Source organism: Bacillus sp. 05T22, assembly GCF_056396765.1.
The window spans coordinates 1-24,408 of the sequence record NZ_JBFTMC010000028.1; the positions used below are offsets into that span (position 1 = coordinate 1).

Annotated in this window: 25 protein-coding genes; 16 read left to right on the forward strand and 9 right to left on the reverse strand. The window is 34.6% G+C overall.

Annotated elements, in window-relative coordinates; translation table 11 throughout:
* Positions 1–153: 153 nt before the first annotated feature.
* A complete protein-coding gene (locus AC1DIT_RS11505; protein ID WP_016114566.1) occupies positions 154–1,194 on the reverse strand; it encodes a YkvI family membrane protein in 1,041 nt (346 codons plus the stop codon).
* Positions 1,195–1,434: 240 nt separating this feature from the next.
* On the opposite strand from AC1DIT_RS11505, the gene AC1DIT_RS11510 reads away from it, so the two are divergent.
* From AC1DIT_RS11510 to AC1DIT_RS11520, 3 genes are all read left to right on the forward strand, one after another.
* Positions 1,435–1,878 (forward strand): Dps family protein, encoded by a 444-nt coding sequence (locus AC1DIT_RS11510; RefSeq protein ID WP_016114567.1) that lies wholly within the window; start codon positions 1,435–1,437, stop codon positions 1,876–1,878.
* 96 nt (positions 1,879–1,974) lie between these two features.
* Positions 1,975–2,430, forward strand: a complete 456-nt coding sequence (locus AC1DIT_RS11515) for a DUF3939 domain-containing protein (RefSeq protein WP_016114568.1) — start codon at positions 1,975–1,977, stop codon at positions 2,428–2,430.
* A 302-nt stretch (positions 2,431–2,732) separates the two neighbouring features.
* A complete protein-coding gene (locus AC1DIT_RS11520; RefSeq protein ID WP_016114569.1) occupies positions 2,733–3,683 on the forward strand; it encodes an alpha/beta hydrolase in 951 nt (316 codons plus the stop codon).
* A gap of 54 nt (positions 3,684–3,737) precedes the next feature.
* Here the strand turns inward: AC1DIT_RS11520 and AC1DIT_RS11525 are convergent, their stop codons facing one another.
* Positions 3,738–4,739, reverse strand: coding sequence for an LLM class flavin-dependent oxidoreductase (locus tag AC1DIT_RS11525; RefSeq protein ID WP_016114570.1), 1,002 nt, complete (start codon positions 4,737–4,739; stop codon positions 3,738–3,740).
* 92 nt (positions 4,740–4,831) lie between these two features.
* Positions 4,832–5,035, reverse strand: coding sequence for a DUF3896 family protein (locus tag AC1DIT_RS11530; protein ID WP_016114571.1), 204 nt, complete (start codon positions 5,033–5,035; stop codon positions 4,832–4,834).
* 183 nt (positions 5,036–5,218) lie between these two features.
* Here AC1DIT_RS11530 and AC1DIT_RS11535 point away from each other — a divergent pair, with 183 nt between their 5' ends.
* The gene (locus AC1DIT_RS11535; RefSeq protein ID WP_033671125.1) at positions 5,219–6,691 is read left to right on the forward strand and encodes a flavin monoamine oxidase family protein; all 1,473 of its coding nucleotides are present in this window, start codon (positions 5,219–5,221) and stop codon (positions 6,689–6,691) included.
* Positions 6,692–7,012: 321 nt separating this feature from the next.
* Positions 7,013–7,597, forward strand: a complete 585-nt coding sequence (locus AC1DIT_RS11540; protein WP_016132745.1) for a GNAT family N-acetyltransferase — start codon at positions 7,013–7,015, stop codon at positions 7,595–7,597.
* Between the two features lie 33 nt (positions 7,598–7,630).
* On the opposite strand, the gene AC1DIT_RS11545 is transcribed toward AC1DIT_RS11540, so the two are convergent.
* Positions 7,631–8,533 (reverse strand): aldo/keto reductase, encoded by a 903-nt coding sequence (locus AC1DIT_RS11545; protein ID WP_016114574.1) that lies wholly within the window; start codon positions 8,531–8,533, stop codon positions 7,631–7,633.
* Positions 8,534–8,853: 320 nt separating this feature from the next.
* Here AC1DIT_RS11545 and AC1DIT_RS11550 point away from each other — a divergent pair, with 320 nt between their 5' ends.
* The gene (locus AC1DIT_RS11550) at positions 8,854–9,804 is read left to right on the forward strand and encodes a CobW family GTP-binding protein (RefSeq protein WP_016114575.1); all 951 of its coding nucleotides are present in this window, start codon (positions 8,854–8,856) and stop codon (positions 9,802–9,804) included.
* Positions 9,805–9,835: 31 nt separating this feature from the next.
* On the opposite strand, the gene AC1DIT_RS11555 is transcribed toward AC1DIT_RS11550, so the two are convergent.
* From AC1DIT_RS11555 to AC1DIT_RS11565, 3 genes are all read right to left on the reverse strand, one after another.
* Entirely contained in the window at positions 9,836–10,690 is an 855-nt protein-coding gene (locus AC1DIT_RS11555; protein ID WP_016114576.1) for an alpha/beta hydrolase, read from the reverse strand.
* 273 nt (positions 10,691–10,963) lie between these two features.
* Positions 10,964–11,434, reverse strand: coding sequence for a GNAT family N-acetyltransferase (locus tag AC1DIT_RS11560; protein WP_016132746.1), 471 nt, complete (start codon positions 11,432–11,434; stop codon positions 10,964–10,966).
* A gap of 140 nt (positions 11,435–11,574) precedes the next feature.
* A complete protein-coding gene (locus AC1DIT_RS11565) occupies positions 11,575–12,525 on the reverse strand; it encodes a metal ABC transporter substrate-binding protein (protein WP_016114578.1) in 951 nt (316 codons plus the stop codon).
* Positions 12,526–13,071: 546 nt separating this feature from the next.
* On the opposite strand from AC1DIT_RS11565, the gene AC1DIT_RS11570 reads away from it, so the two are divergent.
* Entirely contained in the window at positions 13,072–13,731 is a 660-nt protein-coding gene (locus tag AC1DIT_RS11570; RefSeq protein ID WP_016114580.1) for an oxidoreductase, read from the forward strand.
* 43 nt (positions 13,732–13,774) lie between these two features.
* On the opposite strand, the gene namA is transcribed toward AC1DIT_RS11570, so the two are convergent.
* Positions 13,775–14,815, reverse strand: a complete 1,041-nt coding sequence (namA, locus tag AC1DIT_RS11575; protein ID WP_016132747.1) for an NADPH dehydrogenase NamA — start codon at positions 14,813–14,815, stop codon at positions 13,775–13,777.
* A gap of 133 nt (positions 14,816–14,948) precedes the next feature.
* On the opposite strand from namA, the gene AC1DIT_RS11580 reads away from it, so the two are divergent.
* The 6 genes from AC1DIT_RS11580 to AC1DIT_RS11605 all read left to right on the forward strand — a co-directional run bounded on the left by AC1DIT_RS11580 (position 14,949) and on the right by AC1DIT_RS11605 (position 20,051).
* Positions 14,949–15,401 (forward strand): methylated-DNA--[protein]-cysteine S-methyltransferase, encoded by a 453-nt coding sequence (locus AC1DIT_RS11580; protein WP_016114582.1) that lies wholly within the window; start codon positions 14,949–14,951, stop codon positions 15,399–15,401.
* A gap of 219 nt (positions 15,402–15,620) precedes the next feature.
* Positions 15,621–16,565: a DUF2628 domain-containing protein gene (locus tag AC1DIT_RS11585; protein ID WP_016131334.1), complete on the forward strand. Its 945-nt coding sequence runs from the start codon at positions 15,621–15,623 to the stop codon at positions 16,563–16,565.
* 147 nt (positions 16,566–16,712) lie between these two features.
* Positions 16,713–18,374 carry a peptide ABC transporter substrate-binding protein gene (locus tag AC1DIT_RS11590; RefSeq protein WP_016114584.1) on the forward strand — a complete coding sequence of 554 codons (1,662 nt, stop codon included), beginning with the start codon at positions 16,713–16,715 and terminating at the stop codon, positions 18,372–18,374.
* Positions 18,375–18,431: 57 nt separating this feature from the next.
* Entirely contained in the window at positions 18,432–18,848 is a 417-nt protein-coding gene (gene fosB / locus AC1DIT_RS11595; protein WP_033671126.1) for a metallothiol transferase FosB, read from the forward strand.
* 25 nt (positions 18,849–18,873) lie between these two features.
* Positions 18,874–19,416 (forward strand): short-chain dehydrogenase, encoded by a 543-nt coding sequence (locus AC1DIT_RS11600; protein ID WP_016114586.1) that lies wholly within the window; start codon positions 18,874–18,876, stop codon positions 19,414–19,416.
* A 17-nt stretch (positions 19,417–19,433) separates the two neighbouring features.
* Complete coding sequence (locus AC1DIT_RS11605; RefSeq protein WP_033671127.1) at positions 19,434–20,051, forward strand: phosphoserine phosphatase 1; 618 nt, start codon at positions 19,434–19,436, stop codon at positions 20,049–20,051.
* A gap of 57 nt (positions 20,052–20,108) precedes the next feature.
* Here the strand turns inward: AC1DIT_RS11605 and AC1DIT_RS11610 are convergent, their stop codons facing one another.
* On the reverse strand, positions 20,109–20,702 hold the full coding sequence (locus AC1DIT_RS11610; protein WP_476998199.1) for a CotG/ExsB N-terminal domain-containing protein: 594 nt from the start codon (positions 20,700–20,702) through the stop codon (positions 20,109–20,111).
* Positions 20,703–20,892: 190 nt separating this feature from the next.
* Between AC1DIT_RS11610 and cotH the strand changes: the two genes are divergently transcribed.
* From cotH to uptA, 3 genes are all read left to right on the forward strand, one after another.
* Positions 20,893–21,969, forward strand: coding sequence for a spore coat protein CotH (cotH, locus tag AC1DIT_RS11615; RefSeq protein WP_476998200.1), 1,077 nt, complete (start codon positions 20,893–20,895; stop codon positions 21,967–21,969).
* 888 nt (positions 21,970–22,857) lie between these two features.
* Complete coding sequence (locus AC1DIT_RS11620; protein ID WP_016132749.1) at positions 22,858–23,475, forward strand: NUDIX hydrolase; 618 nt, start codon at positions 22,858–22,860, stop codon at positions 23,473–23,475.
* A gap of 251 nt (positions 23,476–23,726) precedes the next feature.
* Positions 23,727–24,329 (forward strand): undecaprenyl phosphate transporter UptA, encoded by a 603-nt coding sequence (uptA, locus tag AC1DIT_RS11625; protein WP_016114592.1) that lies wholly within the window; start codon positions 23,727–23,729, stop codon positions 24,327–24,329.
* The last annotated feature ends 79 nt before the right edge of the window (positions 24,330–24,408 follow it).

The following is a 24,408-nucleotide window of genomic DNA, read 5'->3' on the forward strand; positions in this document are numbered from 1 at the left end:
TTGAACCTCTTTTTCTGTAAATAGCTTTTTCGTCATTGTGAAATTTCTCCGATTCTAATTTTTCTCCTATTATACAAGAAATACCCTATAGAATAGACTTTTTTTTAAGTGTCTATTCTATAGGGTACATTTTACATAACGGATGCTTTTTTACTATGTTTTCTCTAGCTGTTTATATGCGATAATTGGAAGAAGGATGATGCTAACCCATCCGATTATTGGATACAAGATGTGAAGAAGTTCACTGTAACCAATATAGCTAAAACAATAACTAATTAGTAAAATAAAATAAATAATATTGTTGTTTTTCCAGCCAGTGATAGATTGCATTTGTTTTGTCATCCCAAATACATTTCCAACTAATGTTGTAAACACTTCTCCAAAAATAATCAGGACAAAGAAGAAATGGAAAGTAGCATTAAATCTTCTTACTACTTCAGCCATAGGAATATTATATTGATAAAATTGGTCAACAGATAAAATGGCTAAATGACTACATAATAGAATAAAGCATAGTCCAGCTCCTCCTAAAATTCCGCCCCATAGAATCGCTTTTCGATCTTTTACTTCACTTGCTAACGGTACTAGAACACTTTGGGCGAGAGAAAGATTTAAGGCGACATATGTAAGTGGACTTGTTATCCATTTCATGTTCCAACTTTCTATAGGAATAGTGTTAAAGATAGGTATTGTGCCATGAATAAAAGTTGTAATAGCAAGTCCGATAATGAAAATCATCATAATTGGTACTACAAGTGTATTTACTTCAAATACACCTTGTAATCCACGACTACCAATAATGATACATGCGATAACTGTAATGAAAATACCGAGTTGTCGTGGTAGCCGAAGTTGTTCTTCGAATACAGCACCAGCGCCTGATAGCATAACACTTGTCACACCAAAAAGTACGAGTAATAACAAAGTGTTTACCACATTTCCAAATACATCACCAAATAAATATCTGTTAAATTCCTGAGCGGAAAATGCACCGATTTGTGAAGAAAGCAACATCATTTTCGTTCCTAACCAAATGAAAAAAAATCCACTTACGCATATTCCAATTGTTCCGTATAATCCGTTAATCGTAAAAAACTCAACAATCTCTCGCCCAGTTGCAAATCCAGCTCCGACGACAGTCCCAATATAAGTAGCAGCAACTTTTTTAGCTACTTGCCATTGCTGATTATCCATGTAATCCCTCTTTCTACTATGATGAGCTTGACCTATTATTATGTATATGTGTGAGCTTGGACAATTAGACATATGAAGTGCAAGAAAGGGTACATGGATTTCTCGACATTTAGGAATGATTAAAGTTGTTAAAACTTTGTTACATATAAGCGGATGATTTGGACGAGTAGGGAATTTATGGTACAATAAGAATGTATTATTAAAAGAGAATAATTATAAAAAGAAAGAGGAGTGGATTGAATGAGTACGAAAACAAATGTTGTTGAAGTATTAAACAAGCAGGTAGCAAACTGGAATGTGTTATATGTAAAAATTCATAACTATCACTGGTATGTGACAGGCCCACACTTCTTTACATTACATGAAAAATTTGAAGAATTTTATAATGAAGCAGCAACATATATTGATGAATTAGCAGAACGTATTTTAGCGTTAGAAGGAAAACCACTAGCAACAATGAAAGAGTATTTAGAAACATCTACTGTACATGAAGGAACAAGTAAAGAATCAGCTGAAGAAATGGTGAAAACATTAGTAAATGATTTCTCAGCAATCATTCAAGAATTAAAAGAAGGTATGGAAGTAGCGGATGAGGCTGAAGATGAAACATCAGCAGATATGCTATTAGCTATTCATACAACATTAGAACAACATGTTTGGATGTTGAGTGCCTTCTTAAAATAAGACATCAAAACCTATTGAAAATTCTTTCAATAGGTTTTTTTATGATTTTTCAGCTTTCTTTCTATGGTATAATATAGTAAAAAAGGAGGCGATGCAATGTTTCGCTTTTTCAAAAGTGGAAAAGAGGAGAGGTCAATTACGAAAGACGAATTAGAGCAAGCAATGGCTAAATTTCTGGAAACAAATGCAAATATTGTTTATACAGTATTAGTCAATGAGGATTATACAGTGAATTATGACTTGTTAAAACCGTATTTACCAGCATTTCCTACAAATACGTTCATTATAACGAAGGAAACGCTCGAGGTATTTGAACATACAGAAGAAAATCTAAAACTCGTAAAAGAGATTGATCTTGTGCAAAGAGCAGTAGACCAATATGTTACAGAAAAAGAAATGTTTCCTATTGTAGAAGATGATGAGGATCGTCTTATATGTGGAATGAAACTAGCGCCGTATTTAGATCGTATATTAAAGCGAAAATTATATATTTCAGAGAAGCATTATTTAGTTTCAAGCCAGCCAGATAAAAGTAAAAAAAGTATTGTTTAACATGAAAACAACAATTATATATTGTTGTTTTTTTGGTGAAAAGAAATGTGAAAGTATAGTATAGTTCAATTTATAGATTGACTTTTCTGTCAATTTAGCATTTAATTGTATGTAAGAGATAGAAAGGAGTGATGTATTATGAAAAATTGTAAGTCAGTTAGCAAACGTCATCCTAAGAGTAGGAGGAGTTACTGTTAATCTGATATTCAAAATTTGACAGTATGTTTACCGGAACCTTAGGATGACTGAAACCGTGTTAGAGAAATATATATTCCTAAAAAGGTTACGGGAGGTAAGTGTGGATGAGTAAGATTACTTATATTGGTTTGTTAAATGAGACATTAGAATGTTATGCAAAGGATGGTAGTTTAGAAGCATACCATTATATTACCAAAAATGCTGATAAGATAACTGGTAATAAAGCTCAAATATATAATTTTAAATATGCATTAGCAAGCGCATCTGGGCTTGAGAAAGAAGCTTTACATATAATGAAAGAAGCGATTGTAGAAAATGAGTTTTGGTATGGGTATGAGTATTTAATTACAGATGCCGATTTGAACCCTCTTCATAGATATGAAGAATTTCATCAGATGATTCAGTTATGTAAAGAAAGAGAAGAAGTAGCAAAGAAATCTGAACAATTTGATTTGAAAGTTGTACAAGGAAATAGCGGTATTCATAACAATCTACTTATTGCATTGCATGGTGATCAAGAAAATATAAAGATAGCAGAACCATATTGGCAATCGGTTGTGTCTCAAGGGTATTTATTAGCATTACCGCAGTCTTCTCAAATTCAATTTTCAGAAGGATACGTATGGGATGATATAGAAAAGGGATCTCGTGAGTTAAAGGAGCACTATGAAAGTATTGTAGCTAGTAATCATGGTGAGGTAGAGCATGTAATTATTGGAGGGTTTTCCGCTGGAGCAAGAGTTGCGTTACATGCAATCTTAAACGAACATATTATTGTAAAAGGCTTTGTTTTTGTAGCGCCATGGATTCCTGAGATTGAAGAGTGGGAAGACTTGCTGGATAAATTGAAAGATAAAGGTATTAAGGGATATATTATTTGTGGAGATCAGGATGAAGATTGCTTTGCATGTACACAGAAGTTTGTGAAACGATTGGAAACAAAAAATATAAATCATGAGTATAAGGTTATTTCTAACTTAAATCACGATTACCCTGAGAATTTTGAAGAAATCTTACAAGAAGCAGTTAAATATATTGAGGGTACAGATTTATAAAAAACTTAGGCCAAAAAAAGTGCATCACTTTATGTGACGCACTTTTTTTGTATATTATAAATGAAAAGCTTCTGCTAATAAACGATACGATTTTAATTTATCCTCAAATTGATGGGTGATGGTTACAATCATAAATTCCTCAGTATTGTAAGCCTTACTCAAGTTTAAGATTTGTTCTTTGACGTAACGTTGATCACCTACAATCATACGTTGCCGATTTTCTTTAATGCGGAACAAATCATAGGCACTATAAGGATAGTTTTGTGCTGTTTCAATGGAAGGAGTACCAGTTGTGCGTTTTCCTTGTTCTAATAATAGAATTGATAAATCTAGACTAGACGCAATTTTCTCAGCTCCTTCAGTCGTTTCTCCACAAACAACAAAAATAGAAACAATTGATTTTGGTTTGTCTCCTAAGAAAGATGGCTGGAATTGTTCTTGATAAGCTTTCATCACTTCAGGACCACCATAGCCGTTGATAAACTGAGCAAAGACAAAAGAAGCCCCTTGTTTTGCTGCAATCATGGCACTTTCTCCACTGGATCCAAGCATCCATATTTCAGGTGCAGTAGGAATGACAGGCGAAGCTTTTAGGTTTGCATATTGATGATTTTCAGGTGCGTTGTCATGTAAGTACATGGCTACATCCTGAATTTGTTCTGGATATTGGTCGAGTGAAATCATTTTTCCTTCTTGCAGCGCGCGAGTTGCGATGGGCATACCACCTGGTGCTCTACCAACTCCAAGATCGATTCGATTTGGATAAAGCGCTTCTAATACACGGAAATTTTCAGCGACTTTATATGAGCTATAGTGTGGAAGCATAACGCCACCGGACCCCACACGGATGCGATTTGTTTTCGCTGCAATATGAGATATGAGCACTTCAGGACTTGAACCAGCTAAACTGACAGAATTATGATGTTCAGACACCCAAAAGCGAGTAAATCCTAGTTTTTCCACTTCTTGAGCAAGTGTTACTGTATTGGAAAAAGCTGCAGTTGCTGTACTGCCATCGGAAATAGGGGATTGATCTAATACACTTAGTTTAATCATAGAATATACCTCTCTATCTTAATGTACATTCTATTATATATTTACTTACGAAAAATGCGTAAAGAAATGCTCACATGAACAAGTGAATGCTTTCACATCCGCTTGTTATGAGAAATTCCACGTTCATAATGATTCATTTCCACTAATGTTAAAATATATTCGTAGTTATCGATTTCCATCTTAATTTGATTACGATCATCTTCACCTAAATTTACATCCAATAATTTTTTGCATAGTAGTTGTTTTTTCAATTCTAAATGTTTTTTTGTTTCAGGATAGTCGTAAGTACGTTTCATATTTATCAATCCCTTCCTTACATTTCCTATCTATATCCTCATTATATGATAAGAAAGGGATGATGAGAGCAAATCTCTGTGAATTATTAGTGAATATTCAGAAAAAAATGTGTTGTTCTACTATACTCATGAATACAATTCAGAGAATCACTGTTTTGTATTTTCAAAGTAAGGGGTGGAATGATGCGAGTGCATACACAATCCCATGTCACAACTGATGAAATGGTGGGAATTATTGATAAGGGATTACCGAAAACAGTAGAGCCAAAACAAATCATTGTAATTGGTGCTGGAATGGCTGGTTTAGTATCAGCATCCTTACTTAAAAGCGCAGGACATCATGTGAAAATTTTAGAAGCGAATAACCGTATAGGAGGCCGAATTGAGACTATTAGAATGGAAGACACAGGATTATATTTAGATGTTGGAGCAATGCGCATTCCATATATACATACATTAACGATGGCTTATATAAGAAAGTTTGGGCTACAAGTGACCCCCTTTATTAATCGAAATGAGACGGATATTATTTATGTGAATGGTAGAAAAACGACATTACAACAATACGAGAAAAATCCAAGTATTTTAAGATATCCAGTAGTGATGAATGAAGAAGGAAAAACATCTGAAGAATTATTATTGTTAGCAGTGCAGCCAATTATTGATTTCATTAAAAGAAATCCAGATAAAAATTGGGGGATTGTTGAAAAAGACTTTGGGAAGTATTCAACAGCGCAGTTTTTAAAATATCATCCTTATCAATATAATACGTATTTTTCACCAGTAGCAATTGAAATGATTGGTGTACTTTTAGATTTAGAAGGATTTTTAGAAAGATCATTTGTTGAAACGTTACGTTTTATATATATTTTGCAGCAAGAAAGTGGTTTTTGTGAAATTAGTGGGGGCAATGATAAATTACCAAAATCTTTTTTGCCTCAGTTAGAGAGATATATTATTTATAATCAAAAATTAATGAAGATTCATCAATATGATAAAGGTGTGACAGCATATTGCAGACATGAAGAGACCTTTGAATATAGCAGCATAACAGGTGATTTAGTTATTATTACAATTCCATTTTCCACAATGCGCTTTGTGGAAATTGATCCTTTCGATTCTGTATCACATGAAAAATGGAGAGCTATTCGCGAATTACATTATATGGCTGCTACTAAAATAGGAATTCAGTTTAAAAGTCGCTTTTGGGAAGAACAGGGTCAATTAGGAGGAAGGATTATAACGGATTTACCAATCCGTTATGCATATTATCCGAGTCATGGTATTGGTTCAAAGGGACCTGCTATTATGCTTGGAAGTTATACATGGTCTTATGATGCATTATTATGGGATGGATTATCGAAAGGTGATCGTATTTATTATACATTACATAACTTGGCGACTATATTAGGTGGTCAAGTGTATGATGAATTTGTGTCAGGAGTATCCAAAAGTTGGACATTAGATCCGTATGCGTTAGGAGGGTTTGCTATTTTTCAAGCTGGTCAAGAAGCAGAATTGCAACCGGAAATTGTAAAACCTGAAGGGAAAATTTATTTTGCTGGGGATCATACAACACTTAATCATGGATGGATACAAGGAGCGATTGAGTCTGGAATACGTACAGCGGTAGAGGTGAATCAATTGATTGTATGAGTATTAATAGTAAGGGGAAGGAAAGTGTCGTGACGAATATAACTAGAGATAGGTATGTATGAATTTGGTTTGAAAATAAGTGAAGTTCAGAAAAGTTATTTATTACATAAGTCGCTGCTACGGAGAAAAAAGTGACTTGCACTCGTTTTCTCTCTTTGTTTTCACTGGGCATGGGGCAGGAAAAGGATCTGACCGCTTCTATGCATGGTCGGATGCTCTCTTCCATCTGAAAAAGAAAGATTTTATGCCGTTTTTAAAATTTGTATTTATATATAGTGTTAAATGTTATTATATATAAAAGAATAATAGGGAGTGTTTGCAATGGATCCATTATTACTTGATTTTCCTTCTGAATTTTACACAGACAGGCTTCTTATTTGCATGCCGAAACCAGGAGATGGAAAAGTAGTATATGAAGCTATCAATGCATCGATAGAAGAACTGAAGCCGTGGATGGTTTTCGCTCAAAAAGAGCAAACAGAAGAAGAAATCGAAGCGAGTATAAGAAGGTCACATATTCAATTTTTACAAAGGGAAGATTTAAGGTTACTAGTATTTTTAAAAGAAACAGGTGAATTTGTAGCTTCTTCTGGATTGCATCGTATTGATTGGGAAATACCAAGATTTGAAATTGGATATTGGATAGATTCGCGTTTTGGCGGAAAAGGCTATATGACAGAAGCTGCGCAAGGTATTATGGATTATGCTTTTTCTGAGTTGAAAGCAAACCGGATAGAGATTCGTTGTGATTCGCGAAATGTAAAAAGTAGAGCGATACCTGAGAAGCTAGGTTTTAAATTAGAAGGGATTTTAGAAAGCAGTAGTGTAGCAGTAGATGGTAAGGGACTCAGGGATACATGTGTGTTTGCGATGACAAGAAACAGGTATGAAAAAAAAGAGCTATAAAGTATTAGCTCCTTTTTATGATTTTTTAGCGAATTATGGTACGGGATGTCCATTCGAACTTTCAAAGATGGTAAACCATTGCTGACGATCTAATGTAAGTTTTGTTGCAGCGATAGCTGACTTCACGCGATCTAATTTACCAGAGCCAACGATTGGCATCATTTTTGCTGGATGAGCAAGTAGCCATGCGTACATGACAATATCGATGCCATCAACATTTAGTTCATTCGCAATCTTTTGTAAAGTTTCTCGTAAGCGTACAGCACGTTCATTTTGACTTGTAAAGATTTCTCCACCAGCAAGAGGAGACCAAATCATAGGACTGATTCTTTTTTCTTGGCATAAGTTAATTGTACCTTTTTCAAAATGCTCAAGCTGCATCGCAGATACTTCAATTTGATTTGTAATGAGCGGAAAATCTAAATATGAGCTAAGCATATTGAATTGAGACGGTAAAAAGTTAGATACACCGAAATGACGAACTTTTCCTTCTTGTTTTAAACGTGTGAAAGCTTCTGCCGCTTCACTTGGGTCCATAAATGGATCAGGTCGATGAATCAGTAACAAATCAATATAATCAGTATGTAAGTTTTGTAGTGACTGTTCCACGCTTTTTACAATATGTTTCGTACTTGTATTATAGTGAGCGACATATCGCTTTGGAAACTTTGGAGATGGGGGAGCGATTCCACATTTTGTGACAATTTGCATGTTATCACGTAAAGAAGGCTGTAATTGTAATGCTTCCCCGAATAATGATTCACACGTATATCCTCCATAAATATCGGCGTGGTCAAAAGTTGTAATCCCCATCTCCATACAATTTTCGATAAAAGAAAGTAATTCTTGTTTTGGCATATTCCATTCTGCTAAACGCCAAAATCCTTGAATGATACGAGAGAATTCAAGGTTATTAGCCATTTGAATTCGTTCCATTTTGAGTAGACCCCCTTGATGAATGATGATATTTTTGAAAAGGCTTTCTTGTTCGGTACTATTATATAGTTATTGGACTGTACTTACAATGAATATGTCTTTGCTGTAAAAAACGATTTTACCCCGCATTAACGGGCAGTAAGCCCTCACCTCAAGAGTAAGAGAGAAACGAGGAAGATAGGTGAGGGATAACTGCCCCTAAAAGCCCGATTCGTTCAACTAACCATCAGTGGGGGATGAAGAAAAAACCTACTGATGGAAGTTTCACTTTATCTGTATGGTATAATGTACGAAGATGTAGGTATAAGGAGATGTACGAAATGATTCCAGTAACAATTTTAACTGGTTTTCTTGGATCGGGGAAAACAACATTATTAAATCGTATTTTATCGGAAGAACATGGAAAGAAATTAGCGGTTATTGTAAATGAAATAGGGCAAATTGGCATCGATAATCAATTAATTATGAATGTAGAAGAAGAAATTATGGAAATGACAAATGGCTGTTTATGCTGTACAGTGCGTGAAGACCTACTTGTTGCTCTAAAACAATTATTGGATGTAAAAGCAGAAGGGAAAATGGATTTTGATGGTCTAGTGATTGAAACGACAGGTCTTGCAAACCCAGGGCCGATTATCCAAACGTTCTTTTTAGATCCAGTTATTCAATCAGCATACAAAATTAATGGTGTTGTGACAGTGGTAGATAGTTATCATATACATAAACATTTTGAAAAAGGGCTAGAAGCGAAAGAACAAATTGCTTTTGCAGATATCGTTTTAGTAAATAAATTAGATTTAGTTGGAGAGGAAGAAGAGAAAGAACTCCTTACTGAATTACAAGGGATTAATCCAACAGCAAAATTAATCTCAACGACAAATTGTGAAGTAGATATCCAGGCCTTACTAGAAATTCAAACGTTTAAAACGCGTGATACATTAGAGATTTATCCACATAAAGAGCATCATCATTTAGAAGGTGTAAAATCATTTGTATTACGTGAAGAGCGGCCGTTAGATTTGCAAAAGTTAAACGAATGGATGTCAGCTGTAGTTCAAGAATTAGGAGAGTATTTATATCGATATAAAGGAATTCTATCGATCGATGGAGTAGATCGCCGTATTGTTTTTCAAGGTGTTCATACACTATTTGCTGCTTCTTACGATAGAGAGTGGCAAGAGGGAGAAGAGCGCGTGAGTGAAGTGGTCTTTATCGGGAAAGATATTAATAAAGAATGGTTCCAAGAACATTTTAAAGAATGCGTAAAATAAGCCTGCTAATTTAGCAGACTTATTTTTGTTATTAATCTCTGCCGGCTTCAACTAATTTCTTCGCGACAATTGCTGGTTTAGCATGAAACATAGTCATGTGATCACCTTGTGTAGTTACTAAACGAAATAATCCAAGGCGATTTGACATGTGAGGGTGCCATCCTGAATCTTTACCTTGTGGAACTGCCATATCTTCAGTTAAATAGAAATAACTTTTTGGAATATTTAATTGATAAAATTTCGTAAGGTCCAGCTTTTCAAAAAGTGGTCCAGCTGGTTCTGGTGTAACAGTTTCGTGAATTTTTTTCGCTAAGTCGAGATTAGCATTATTCATAAAGGTTTCTCGCCAAATAGGAAAAGGCAATTGGATAGCACTATTTTTCGATTTTTTTGCAAGCTCGGTCCAAAGCGTTTTTCCTTCGGCTGGGATTTCATCAGCTGCACTTTCTCCATTTGCTAGAACAAATGCATTCATAAAGACAAGTCTGTGGATTCGATCTGGAATTTGTTCGGCAACTTTTGAAATAACAGTACCACCAAAACTATGACCAACAAGAACAAAATCCGTTATGTTTCTTTCCTTCACATAGTTGACTACTGATTTGACATAATCAGTGTGTTTTACAGCTTTATTCGTATCTTTTCCATGCCCAGGTAAGGTAGGAGTATATACTTTATGTCCCATTTGTTTCAACTCATTAGCTGTTTTATCCCAATAGCTAGAATCTCCCCAAGCACCGTGAACGAGTACAAACGTAATTGGTTTTTGACGTACTACATCAATATCTGCCTCTATTTTTGCTTCTACTGGGATATGGAAGCTATTACTGCTAAGCATGATTAAAATAGCAGAAAGGCTTACGAATAAGAACTTGAATACTTTCAAAACAAACCCTCCATTTACTACTGATTTTGCATATATGTACATATATTTTCGCTGAAAGATTGTTTTTATTCTTTTGGAGTATAGTTATTAAAAGTAGTAGTGTTTACTTTGTAGAAAAAAGGACATTATTGTACGTTATTAGCATTACATCTTTAGTTAATGAAAAAAAGTGAAACAATTATATTTTTGATGCGGAGGTAGAATATGAAACATGACCATCTTGTTCTTCTATTAATAAACAAAGATTAGTAGAAAATAATAAAAAGCCTGTTTTCACAGGCTTATACTTTCATCTATAAGTAATTCCATTACAACCCCAACAACCGGTCCTTCATCGTCTATATCACCAGTTAAGTGAAAACCGAAAGACTCATATAGTTTCATTGCTAGTTTGTTTTCTGGATGAAGACTTAAATAGATCTTTTTGCATTGAAATTTTTGTTGTAAATACTGGATAAGCAGATGGAGAAAACGTTTTGCATAGCCATTTCCTTGAAAATGGTAATCAATCATAAAACGATCTAGCCATATGCGATCATCTTTTTTTGAATACCAACCATACATTGCGTAGCCAACAAGTGTTTCTCCATCATATAAGCCTACTGACGTTCCGTTTTCTTCATATAGGGATTCCGCTAAAGAAAATGCATTACTTTCAATAAATTGCTGCTGCTTTGTTGCTACGTCTAAAGCAGCGACTGAACGCCAATTATTTGCTGTTACTTCACAAATGTGAAGATTCATAGTTCCAACTCGCTTTCATAACATAGTATATCTTTAAAACTAATATGGATAATTTTACTTGTTATTTTGTTGAAGTCAAGCTGCTGAATATGAAAAAAGACAGTTGAATATGTTTCAACTGTCTGAAAGGAAATATAAATTTAGTTTGTAGCTTCTTTTAAAGTGTTCACGTTTTCTTCCATTAATGTGAAGTAATCTTTATTTTTCTTTGCATCATCTTCAGAAATAGTAGCAAGGTGGTTTAAACGTAAAATTTTCGTTCCTGTTTCTTTTTGAATAACTTCTGCTACTTTTGGAGTAGAGAATGTTTCAAATAAAATATATTTCAAACCATGCTCTTTTGCTGTTTTTGTAATGTTAGCAAGTTCTTTTTGTGATGGTTCATCGGAAGCAGAGATGCCAGCAACTGGTATTTGTTTTAAGCCATAGCGTTTTTCCCAATATCCATATGCAGCGTGAGAAACTAAAATATCTTTCGTTTTTGCATCTGAAACAACAGATTTAAAGTGATCATCTAAGTCAGTGAACTTTGTTTGTAGGGCAGCGAAGTTTTTCTCAAATTCTTTTTTATGATCTGGTTGCAATTCTACGAGTGCATCTTTAATTTTTTCAGCCTGCTTCATCGCAAGTGTAGGATCAAGCCATACGTGTGGGTCTTTGTCATGATGGTGATTTTCTTCTTCTTTATGACTTTCCTCGTGCTCATGTTCTTCTTCTGATGAAGCGATAAGATCGAAACCTTTAGATGCATTAACAACTTTTACGTTCTCTTTTTTTAATGCTTTTTCCATTTTTTCTGCAAACGGCTCTAATTCCGCACCGTTATATACGAATAGGTCTGCCTTCGCAACTTGTACCGTTTGTTTTTGACTTGGCTCATATGTATGAGAGTCAGCGCCAGGTGGATAAATTGTTTCAACATTTACATAGTCACCACCGATTTTTTTAGCGAAGTCAGCAAGTGGAAAAATAGTTGTATATACAGAAAGTTTTCCATCTTTTTTTGCAGCTTCGTCTTTTTTGCTGGCACACCCAGCAAAAATTAAAGTGAAAATAAGTATAAAAGAAAATACCATTAACCTTTTCTTCATGTAATTCTCCTCTTTTCTTTCTTTTCCAATTTTATTTTCTCCAAAATAAGAGAAAAAATATCTTTTTGTTATAAAACGGAATAATTACGTTTTAAGTTGCGAACTTAGTATAATACATCTTTACGAAAGTTGCAATAAATAATAATCATTCCGATTTGATTTTGTTATAAAGTTGTCAAAAAGAACAGTATTAATTTTTATGAATGTCGCATATGTGACAACACTCCTTTCATATATTGAGGTAGAGGGTATGAAAAGGGGATGAGTAATTGGATTACATAATGGAAGCAATCTTATTGATACTAGCAGTAGTTTTGCCATTAACATGTGTTTTGATTTTCCTCAAGACATTAATAAGTAATCTAGGTGACTCTAGGATAATAACCAAGTTACCAACAGAGAAAAAAGGAGAGAAGAGTAAGTAAAGCACTTGCATCACGCATAGTGCTTTACTTATGATAGAATAAGAAAAAGGAAACTCCTAGAAATAGGATTTGTACTGCCTGTTTGGACGGTATAAAATTAGATAAAGAGGTATAAAGATAAATGAATAAAAGAACAGCCTTAGTACTCGGTGCGAGTGGTTTAGTTGGACAAGAAGTGACGCAGCTATTACTTGACTCAGATTACTATGATTCGGTTATGGTTTTTGTAAGAAAGCCACTGCAATGGGAACATGAAAAGTTACAGCAGAAACAAATCGACTTTTCTATATTAGAAGAGTATAAAGAATTTTTTGCTGTTGATGATGTTTTTAGCTGTCTTGGGACAACAATTAAGAAAGCAAAAACGAAAGCGAATTTTAAAAAAGTAGATTATGAATATACATTACGAGCAGCTTGTTTAGCGGAAAAACAAGGAGTACAAAATTTTCTTGTAATTTCTTCTATGGGTGCTAATCCAAAATCACTTTTCTTTTATTCACAAGTAAAAGGGAAGATGGAGGAAGAGCTTCAAAAGTTGGTAATTGGCGGGATTCATATATTTAGACCATCACTATTGCTAGGAGATCGAGAAGAATTTCGTTTTGGAGAAAGAATGGCTGAGAAGATATCTGGTATTTTGCCATTTGTATTTAATGGTACTTTAAAAAAGTATAAGCCGATTACAGCCGAGCAGGTTGCAAAAGGGATGTACTTAGCGGCACTACGTGAAGAATCTGGTGTCCATATTTATAATTCTACAGAGATTACAATGATGGAATAATGAAAACGAGAAGGGGAGCCCTTCTCGTTTTCATTATTGTGTATTAGCGGCGAGTCGGGGCTATTTTACCACGAGCACGTTGATATTGGTGGGGCTCTTGTAATTCAAATCCAAGTTCATTAGCTGCTGTTCTTGGGAAATATGGATTGCGAAGTAACTCGCGACCGATAAAGATTAAGTCCGCTTCATTATTTGCTAAAATTTCTTCTGCTTGTATCCCACTTGTAATCAATCCTACTGCGCCTGTCGCAATGTGTGCTTGTCCTTTTATATGATTTGCATACTCTACTTGATAGCCAGGGTAAACGTCGATTTGTGCAGGTATAACTGCACCAGAACTACAATCAATTACATCTACACCTTGTTCTTTCATCCATTTTGCAAATTGAACATAGTCATGGACTGTTAATCCTTCAGGATGATAGTCATTTGCAGAAATACGAACGAATAAAGGACCACTCCAAACTTCATTTACAGCATCAATGATTTCTTTTAAGCAACGGTAACGGTTTTCAGGTGATCCGCCATATTCATCAGTTCGTTTGTTTGATAATGGAGAAAGAAATTCATTAATGAGATAGCCGTGAGCCGCGTGGAGTTCAATAATATCGAATCCTGCTTGTTTGGAACGGCATGCGGCATCTTGAAAAGCAGAAATTGTTTTTTTGATTAGCTGTTTATTCATTTCTATTGGGGTTTTCATTGTATCATTAAATGCAATAGCTGAGGGTGCTACAGGGTCTGTGGGTAATTCAGCTTTTCGTCCAGCATGTGCTAACTGAATTGCTGCTTTTGCCCCATTTTCGTGGATGAGGGACACAGTTTTTTGCAACCCTTGAATATGATCATTATTCCATATACCTAAATCTTTATTAGAAATACGTCCCTCAGGTACAACAGCTGTAGCTTCAAGCATAACAAGGCCTACTTGACCAGTTGCTCGAGACGCATAATGGATATGATGGAAATGTGTAACTTTTCCATCTTCGTTTTCTAAAGAGTACATACACATTGGTGACATAACAATACGATTTTTTAATGTAATATCTTTAATCGTATAAGATGAAAAAAGATGATAGTCCATATTTATTCCCCCTCATTGCAGTTTTCTTTATTGTATCATCATCGTTTTTGTTTCCATAATGAAACGCTTATTCTCGAAATTTTGTACATATATGTTACAATTATTGAAATAAATTAAATTGGGGGATAGGGGCATGTACCGAGCTTATTATGAAAGTGAAATAGGTTTGCTTGAAATTACTGCAAATGATGAAGGAATTACTTCTGTTATTTTTGTGGAGGAACGGAAAGAAGAGAATAAAAATAAAATTGTAGAACAGTGCCTCGCTGAATTAGATGAATATTTTAATCGAAAGAGAACTGAATTTACAGTACCATTGTCAGCAGTTGGAACGTCATTTCAAAAGAGTGTTTGGGATGCACTTTATACGATTCCATATGGAGTGAGTGCTTCCTATCTGGATATTGCAGAAAAGGTTGGTAACACAAAGGCGGTGCGTGCGATAGGCGGTGCAAATAGCCGCAATCCGATTTCTATTATTGTTCCGTGTCATCGTGTAATTGGAAAAAGTGGAAAGTTAGTTGGCTATGCAGGTGGCCTATGGCGAAAAGAATGGTTATTGAAACATGAGGAGATTTTGCAATAAGATAAAACTCTTTTCAAATGGAGATAGTAGTTTTCATCGCTTAGAGGATAACAAAGTCTAGTAGAAAGTAAGTATTTCTGAGTTTCATACGAATGGTTTAACCTGTTATTTGCGGGGAGGAGCCATCTTGTTAAAGCGTATTTTTAAATAGCTAAATTTTTTAGTATGCTGGACAACAGAAGTATAAGTAGGGGATAAATCAAGGAAAGAGGGATTATTTTGCATTGTATAAATTGTGGGAATCCTTGTCCTGACGGTCAATTTAATTGTGAAGATTGTCAGCAAACTTTACATAATGGAACAAAAGAGGAGACCTCACCAATCGAAAAAGATATGGAACAATATGTGGGAGCACATTATCCATATTATAAAAGAAAATGGGACAAAGAAACGAAACGAATAGCAAGGTGGAGCTGGAATGGGTGGGCTACTATTTTCAATGTCGGATGGTTTGGTTACCGAAAATATTACTTACCTGCTTGTTTATTTGTAATTTTATTAGTAGCTTGTGATGCATTTTCATACTATATGGGATTCAATGTAGCACTCCCCATTATTAACATGGTTCCCCTTACCTTTTTATTGCTCATTTTAATGATGATAGGGGTCGGAATTTTTGCAAATGGGTTATATTATCGATTTGCTGAGCGGAAAATATACCGGATAAAAGCAAGAGGGATAAAGAATGGGGATGTTGAGCGTTATCTCATCCGTGATAGTGGAGGAACAAGTAAAATGGGAGCGGCTATTGTTACAATTTTGACAGCTGCTAGTATATTCATGAGTCACTTTTTCTTTCCTACAGATCAAGATGTGATTCAAAAAGTACGAGCAAGTTCCCTTTATGAGTATCCTTTTTTTTCTATTGGGGAATCTTTTGAACAGCATTTTAAGCAACCAACCTGGGTTTATTACCGCGGGGGAGATGGATTGGAATTAGTAGAATTTCATGGATACAATCATGGTATGACAAGACAAAAAATTATCATTCAATTTGTTGTCGATTACAGGTTGCATGAAATTGAACCATATTCTCTTACAGTTAACGGTGAGCCCCAAGGTGAAAAAGAGTTTTTAAAAATGATGGAAGATGTGTTTCGTACGCAAGATCTTTTTGAGTTGGATGACGGATTACAAAAAGATGAAAAAAAAGAAATGTTATAAGAAATGAATGTAAAAGCAGATGGAGCAGCTTTTACATTCATTTCTTTTTTTATTTTAGGAAAGAAAAATATTTAAAATAATCAGAATTTTTTGTATAATACTATCATACATGCTTTATTGTATACATACAGATTGGGGGAAGGAATAATGAAGAAAAAAGTTTCAACGCTTGCTGCACTTGCATTATCAACAAGTATGTTCGTTGCAGGTTGCGGAAATGGGGAGAAAGCATCGACAACGAAGAAAGAAACAGGTAAGGGGATGGCCGATAAACAAGTGCTAAACTTACTAGAAACAGCAGAAATTCCTTCGATGGATACATCAAAATCAACAGATTCCGTATCATTCCGAGTATTTGTAAATGCAATGGAGGGTTTATATCGATTAGATAAAGATAATAAGCGAACTCCAGGTATGGCAAAAGATGTGAAGATTAGTGAGGATAAGAAAACATATACTTTTGAATTACGAGATGCAAAGTGGTCGAATGGTGAGCCAGTTCGTGCACAAGATTTTGTATACGGCTGGCAACGTGCGCTTGATAAAGCAACAGCAGCTGAATACGCATTTATTTTATTTGATGTAAAAAATGCTCAAAAAGTTAATAAGGGGGAGCTACCACTTGATCAGCTAGGTGTAAAAGCAAAGGATGATAAGACACTAGTGGTAGAACTAGAACAACCAACTCCATATTTTCTTGACCTTACATCATTTCCAACATTCTTCCCTTTAAATGAGAAGTTTGTAAAAGAACAAGGTGATAAGTATGCATTAGAAGCTGATAAAATTTTATACAATGGACCGTTTACGTTAAGTGAATGGAAGCATGAGCAAAGCTATCAATTAAAGAAAAATCCAAATTATTGGGATAAAGATACTGTAAAACTAGAAGAAATTAATGTCGGTGTCGTAAAAGAAACGAGCACAGGTGTAAACCTATATGATAGTGATCAAGCGGACCGTGTAATTTTAACTTCAGAGTTTGTTGATAAATATAAAAAGAATAAGCCAGATGAATTCAAAACGAAACTAGATCCGCGTATGTATTTCTTACGTTTTAATCAACAAAATGCAACATTTAAAAATCAAAAAGTACGTGAAGCAATTGATTTAGCTTATGATAAAAAAGGTATTGCAAATGTCATTTTAAATGATGGCTCATTACCAGCATATTTCTTAGTACCAGAGAAATTTACAACAGGTCCGGATGGAAAAGATTTTCGTACTGTAAATAAAAACTTCCGTGATAGTAAAGACAATGCGGAAAAAGCGAAAAAGTTATGGGAAGAAGCGAAAAAAGAGCTGGGTCAAGATACAATTACGGTAGAATTACTAAACGATGATAATGGTAGCCGGAAAAAAGTTGGCGACTTTATTAAAGAAGAGCTTGAGAAAAATTTACCTGGAATTAAAGTGAATTTGAAACAACAACCGTATAAACAGAAATTAGATTTAGAGAAGAAATTACAATATGAGTTTTCACTATCAGCATGGGGCCCAGATTATCCAGATCCAATGACGTATATTGATATGTTTATTACAGGAAGTACATTTAATGAAATGGCGTATTCAAATCCGAAATATGATGACTTAGTTGCTAAATCGAAAGGTGAGTTGTTAAAAGATGATGCAGCGCGCTGGAAAGCACTTGCAGAAGCTGAAAAAATCTTAATTGGAGAAGATGCAGCGATTTCACCTACTTATCAGCAAAGTACAGCATATTTAGAAAAAACATATGTAAAAGGAATTGCAAATCATACATTCGGCGGCGATTTTAGTTATAAATGGGCGTATATTACAAAAAAATAGTATAATAAGAGATGTGCGAATTTTTGCTCATCTCTTTTTTTGTAAGGAGGACTTATGTTGATAAATGGCTTTAATCATCTTTGTTTTTCGGTTTCAGATTTAGAAAGATCTATTCAATTTTATGAAACAGTATTAGAGGGAAAGCTATTAGTAAAAGGAAGAAAACTCGCATATTTTGATATATGTGGAGTGTGGGTGGCACTCAATGAAGAAGCGGGTATTGCACGAAATGAAATTCATCAGTCATATACACATCTTGCATTTTCTGTTAAACAAGAGGATTTTGGTCGACTATTAAAGCGATTAGAGGAGAATAAAGTTCATATTTTACAAGGAAGAGAACGTGATGTAAGAGATTGTCAGTCTATTTATTTTATTGATCCAGATGGACATAAGTTTGAGTTTCATTCAGGTACACTGCAGGATCGCTTAAAGTATTATAAGGAAGCAAAATCACATATGAAATTTTATTGATGAAATAAAGGAGGATGGGAAGAGCATGCATGCGCTCGTTATTGGAGGAACAGGGATGCTGAAGAAAGTGTCCGTTTGGCTTTGTAATCAAGGGCTTTATGTTTCTGTTATTGGACGAGATAAAGATAGGTTAGAAGGTGTGAAGAATACGTGTAATGCTCCAAAAAATGTTACATGTATTTCTCTTGATTACCACGATAGCGACATTTTAAAACAATCTATTAAAGATACGATTAAACAAAATGGACCTATCACATTAGTCGTAGCTTGGGTACATACAACCGCTAAAAAGGCGCTTCAAGTAATTTGTGAAGAAATGGAATTACATTCTAAATCCTATAGTTTGTTTCATATATTAGGGAGTAGTGCATCTCGATTGGAACGTCAAAAAATAGGAAGTGCTTTCTGTAATTATCATAGAATTTTATTAGGATTTATTTTACAAGGTGAACATTCAAGTTGGTTGACTCATGAAGAGATTGCTGAAGGGGTTATAGCAGGAATTCAGAGTAAACAAAGTGATTATATTGTAGGAACATTAGAACCATGGGAATTACGACCGATTTAATGGGAGGAAGGAAACAAATGAAAACGACATTATATGTAACGCGTCATGGAGAAACAGAATGGAATATAGCAAAGCGTATGCAAGGAAGAAAGAACTCAAATTTAACTGATAAAGGAATGTTACAAGCAAAACTGCTAGGTGAACGTATAAAGGATATACCACTTCATGCGATATATAGTAGTCCAAGTGGGAGAACAATGCATACAGCAGCGTTAATAAAAGGGGAGCGAAATATTCCTATTATAGCAGATGACCACTTTTATGAGATTAATATGGGGATCTGGGAGGGGCAAACGCTTGTTGATTTGGAAGCGCAGTACCCAGAGGAGGTACATGTGTTTTGGAATGAGCCGCACCGTTTTTGTTCGACATCAGGCGAAAGTTTTTATGATGTATATAACCGGGTGATGGAAGGAGTAAACCTTCTCTTAGAAAAACATAAAGGAGAAAGCATTTTAATTGTATCACACGCAGCAGCTGCAAAATTGCTTGTGGGGCAATTTGCTGGTCTTTCTGTTGAAAGAGTGTGGGATGATCCATTTATGCATAGTGCGAGCTTAAGTATCATTGAATTTGAAGGGAAAGAGGCTAGTGTTAAACAGTTTGCCAATATAAGTCATTTTCAGCAAGTATAAAAAGACCGCAATAGAGCGGTCTTTTTACGTTTACTGTTAACGATAAGGGATAAAGAATTAGCAATTACGTTTTCTAAACCAGAAGTGATCGCATTTTTTCCGTTTGCAAGATGAATGTTTGTGACGATTGCAATCATGGCAGCTTGAATGACAGTCATCATCCCATGAGTGATCGCAAGATTTTTTATCATGATTACGGATGAAAACACATTTTTTACAGAAACATTTTTTCACACGTGTCCGTTTTGTAACACAAGAGGATTTTTTCACACGTGTCCGTTTTGTAACGAACGTACATTTCTTCACCCGCGTACATTTTGTAACACAAGTGCACTTTTTCACACGTGTCCGTTTTGTAACAAATGTGCATTTTTTAACGCGTGTAACTTTTGTAACGAATGTCCACTTTTGTACACGTACACGAGTACGCTTCGTAACAAACGTACATTTTTTCACCCGCGTACATTTTGTAACGAACGTACATTTTTTCGCACGTGTACATTTTGTTCGAGRACATTTACAGCTTGTTGTACATTTATGACCAGAAAATTTATTATCGTCACAATCAAACTTACTTGGGTCTTGATGTAAAAATTCTTCCATCCCTGCGCTTTTGATTTCCTCAACGGCTTTTTGAATATCACGTTTCATAGAAACCCTCCTTATCGCTAATTAAAATGAAAAAGTGTCCTTTTACATTAATCAGGGTATGAGGAGAGAATTTCTTCTGTATGAGATAAGAGCTTAGATTTCAATAAAAATAGACATATAGCGGATATATGGACATGGACAAAGCAATGAGCATACATTAAATGGAGAAAAAAAGAAGGGATGGGAGAACATGTTGCCTTCTTATGATTTTTTTATTCATCCGATGTATCTTGTTGAATTAAAGAAGGACATTTGGTCTGATAGTCCAGTGCCTGCTAAATTAACATATGGGAAAAGAAAGTATGATATTGACATTGTATACCGGGGAGCACATATTCGAGAATTTGATAAAAAATCATATCATGTTATGTTCTATAAACCGAAACAATTTCAAGGGGTGAAAGAGTTTCATTTGAATTCTGAGTTTAAGGATCCGTCAATTATAAGAAATAAATTATCGCTTGACTTCTTTAGTGATATTGGTGTACTTTCGCCAAAATCCCAGCATGTTTTTATTAAAATTAATGGTCAAATTCAAGGGGTATATTTGCAATTAGAATCTGTTGATGAGCATTTTTTGAAAATCCGTARATTACCGAGTGGGTCAATTTATTATGCGATTGATGATGATGCGAATTTTTCTTTAATAAGTGAGCGTGATCAAGATGTTAAAACAAACCTATCTGCAGGCTATGAGTTTAAATGTGCGAATGAACATAGTGAAGAACAGCTTAGTGAATTCGTTTATCAGGCAAATGCACTATCACGAGAAAAATATGAAAAAGAAATAGTGAATTATCTTGATGTTGAAAAATATTTGCGATGGTTAGCAGGTGTTATTTTGACTCAAAACTTTGATGGATTTGTTCATAACTATGCATTGTATCATAATGATGAAACGCATTTGTTTGAAGTGATACCATGGGATTATGATGCTACATGGGGGCGTGATGTAGAGGGAAGGCCACTTAATCATGAATACATTCGAATTCAAGGGTATAATACATTGAGTGCCAGAATTCTTGATATACCAGTATTTCGAAAACGTTACCGCAATATCCTTGAAGAAATTTTGGAGGGAAAATTTACGGTTTCTTTTATAAGGCCACAAGTAGAGGGAATGTGCGAAGCGATTCGTCCGTATCTTATTCAAGATCCTTATATGAAAGATAAAATAGACATTTTTGATAAAGAAGCAGAAATGATTTTTCAATATATCAATAATCGTCGGCAATATATTGAAGAACACCTCCATGAATTAACATAATGTGAAAAGGGATTGATTCGTTATCAATCTCTTTTTTGTTATCCCGCTATTGGCGAGTAGTAAGATTACTATATTAAAATTTATATTAGGTGAAGGAGGGAGCAAGAAACGAAAGATTAAAGATTCATCTTATTTGAGTAGGTTTCAATTGCTCGACGTTGTGGAACATCAAAGTAATAATGCGTCTATTAGTAAAATGATTGTAGGGGATTGGTAATTTCTAGGAAGCGCACCATTCTTTAAGTGTATATGGAGATTAGTCTTTCATTGCTCAAAAAAGAGTGCAATTAGAGTAATGATCTAACAAAAGAATGGTTATATATGGTAAAATGTAAACGGATGGGACAGGGAGATTTGGTTCATTAGAAATATAATGAATATTTTAATAAACGGCCTTTTAATAAAATAATTAGAAAAAGAATGCGTGCCTATAATAAAGATCTTAAAACGTATGATATTCGAGAGAAATTAAGATATATTCATTTCCCTACTCTCATTTTGTGTGGTCAACATGATGTTCAATGCCCAGTTTTGTATTCAAAGGAAATACATAGCTTGATTTCAGATTCAAAATTAGTAATTTTTGAAAATAGTAATCATTTTCCTTTTGTTGAAGAGAAGGAATCTTTTGTAACAGCTATCCAAAAATTTATAACTATTTAATTCGTTTATACAAATGAAGGTGAACTTTTTATATTTTTTATTTCTTAATCAACAATATGAATTAACAGAGGTTATAGTAAGATTTTTAAGGAATGGTGTATATTCTGTTATTTTTGCTAAGTATAGTTTAGTTTTAAGTGAACAAGTAGTCTATTTTTTCGTTTGCAGTGAAATTACGTATTGTTCAATGTGAGTAGAGAATATCTTTCCTAGGATGGTGAGAATATGGAAGCGAAATGGATCGATTGGGTAAAACAAATACAAGCCATTGCTCAGGCTGGTTTAACGTATTCAAAAGATGTGTATGATATGGAACATTTTCAACAATTACGTGATCTTTCAGTTACGATGATGTCTCATTATACGAAGACAGATTGGGAAGTGGTAGAGAGATTATTTGCCAATGACATGGGTTATCAAACACCAAAAGTAGATATTCGGGCTGTCGTGTATCAGGATGAAAAATTATTATTTGTGAAAGAAAAAAGTGACGGGAAATGGGCTCTTCCAGGTGGTTGGGCAGATGTTGGCTATACGCCAACAGAAGTGGCAGCAAAAGAAGTGTGGGAGGAAACGGGTTATAAAGTTGATCATTTTCGATTATTAGCAGTATTTGATAAAGAAAAACATTATCCATCACCATCAGCAATGCATGTATATAAAATATTTATTGGTTGTGAAATTGTTGGGGGCGAAAAACAAACAAGTATTGAAACGGAAGAAGTGACCTTTTTTGGTGAAAAGGAAATCCCAGAGTTATCGACTGCTAGAAATACAGAGTGGCAAATTAGAGAGATGTTTGCCTGTATGAAAGATAGGAATAAAAGCTCCTTACTTGATTAAGAAAATATGTAAAGATAAGAATAAAGATATTTTAACAGTACTCCAACAGAAGTTCCCTTCCTCAAGCACATGCAGGTCATAGTCCAGGGATCATTCACAGCGTATAAATCTCTTTTTCTTTCTATTCGTGCCTGGTATATTTATAATGAATTGTACATATTTTGGGTAAAGAATGAGGAATATATTGGCATGCATAAATCTTTGTGGGATAATAAGAAGGTATGTAAGCAGAAAAGGAGATAGAAAAGCAAATGTTAGCGAATTTAATAGAGCAGTTATTGCAATTTTTTGCAAGTTTAGGATACTTTGGAGTTGCTTTAGGGCTAATGATTGAAATTATTCCGAGTGAGATTGTCCTTTCTTATGCGGGTTTTTTAGTTGCGCAAGATAAAATAAGTTTTATTGGGGCAGTAGTCGCCGGTACAATTGGCGGTACATTAGCACAAATCTTTTTATACTGGTTAGGATATTACGGAGGGCGTCCAGTAGTTGAAAAATATGGTAAATATTTATTGATTAACAAGCATCATTTAGATGTAGCCGAAAGTTGGTTTAAACGTTATGGTGCGGGGGTAATCTTCTCTGCCCGTTTCATCCCGATTGTACGTCATGCAATTTCAATACCAGCAGGATTAGCGAAAATGCCTTTAAAACTTTTTACACTATATACAGTAGTTGCGATTATCCCGTGGTCAATTCTCTTTATTTATTTAGGAGAAAAACTAGGTGGGAATTGGCGCCATATTAAAGAATATGCAGCTGATTATACGCATTACATAATTATTGGGGCAGTGCTCTTTATTGCTCTTTATTTCGGTTTAAAGGTATTGAAAAAAAGAAAAACAGTTCGTTAAAGCCAATGATTTCATTGGCTTTTTTTTATACGTTTCAGTTCTAAAATAAAGAAGTTGTCCATAATGTGTAGTAATAAAG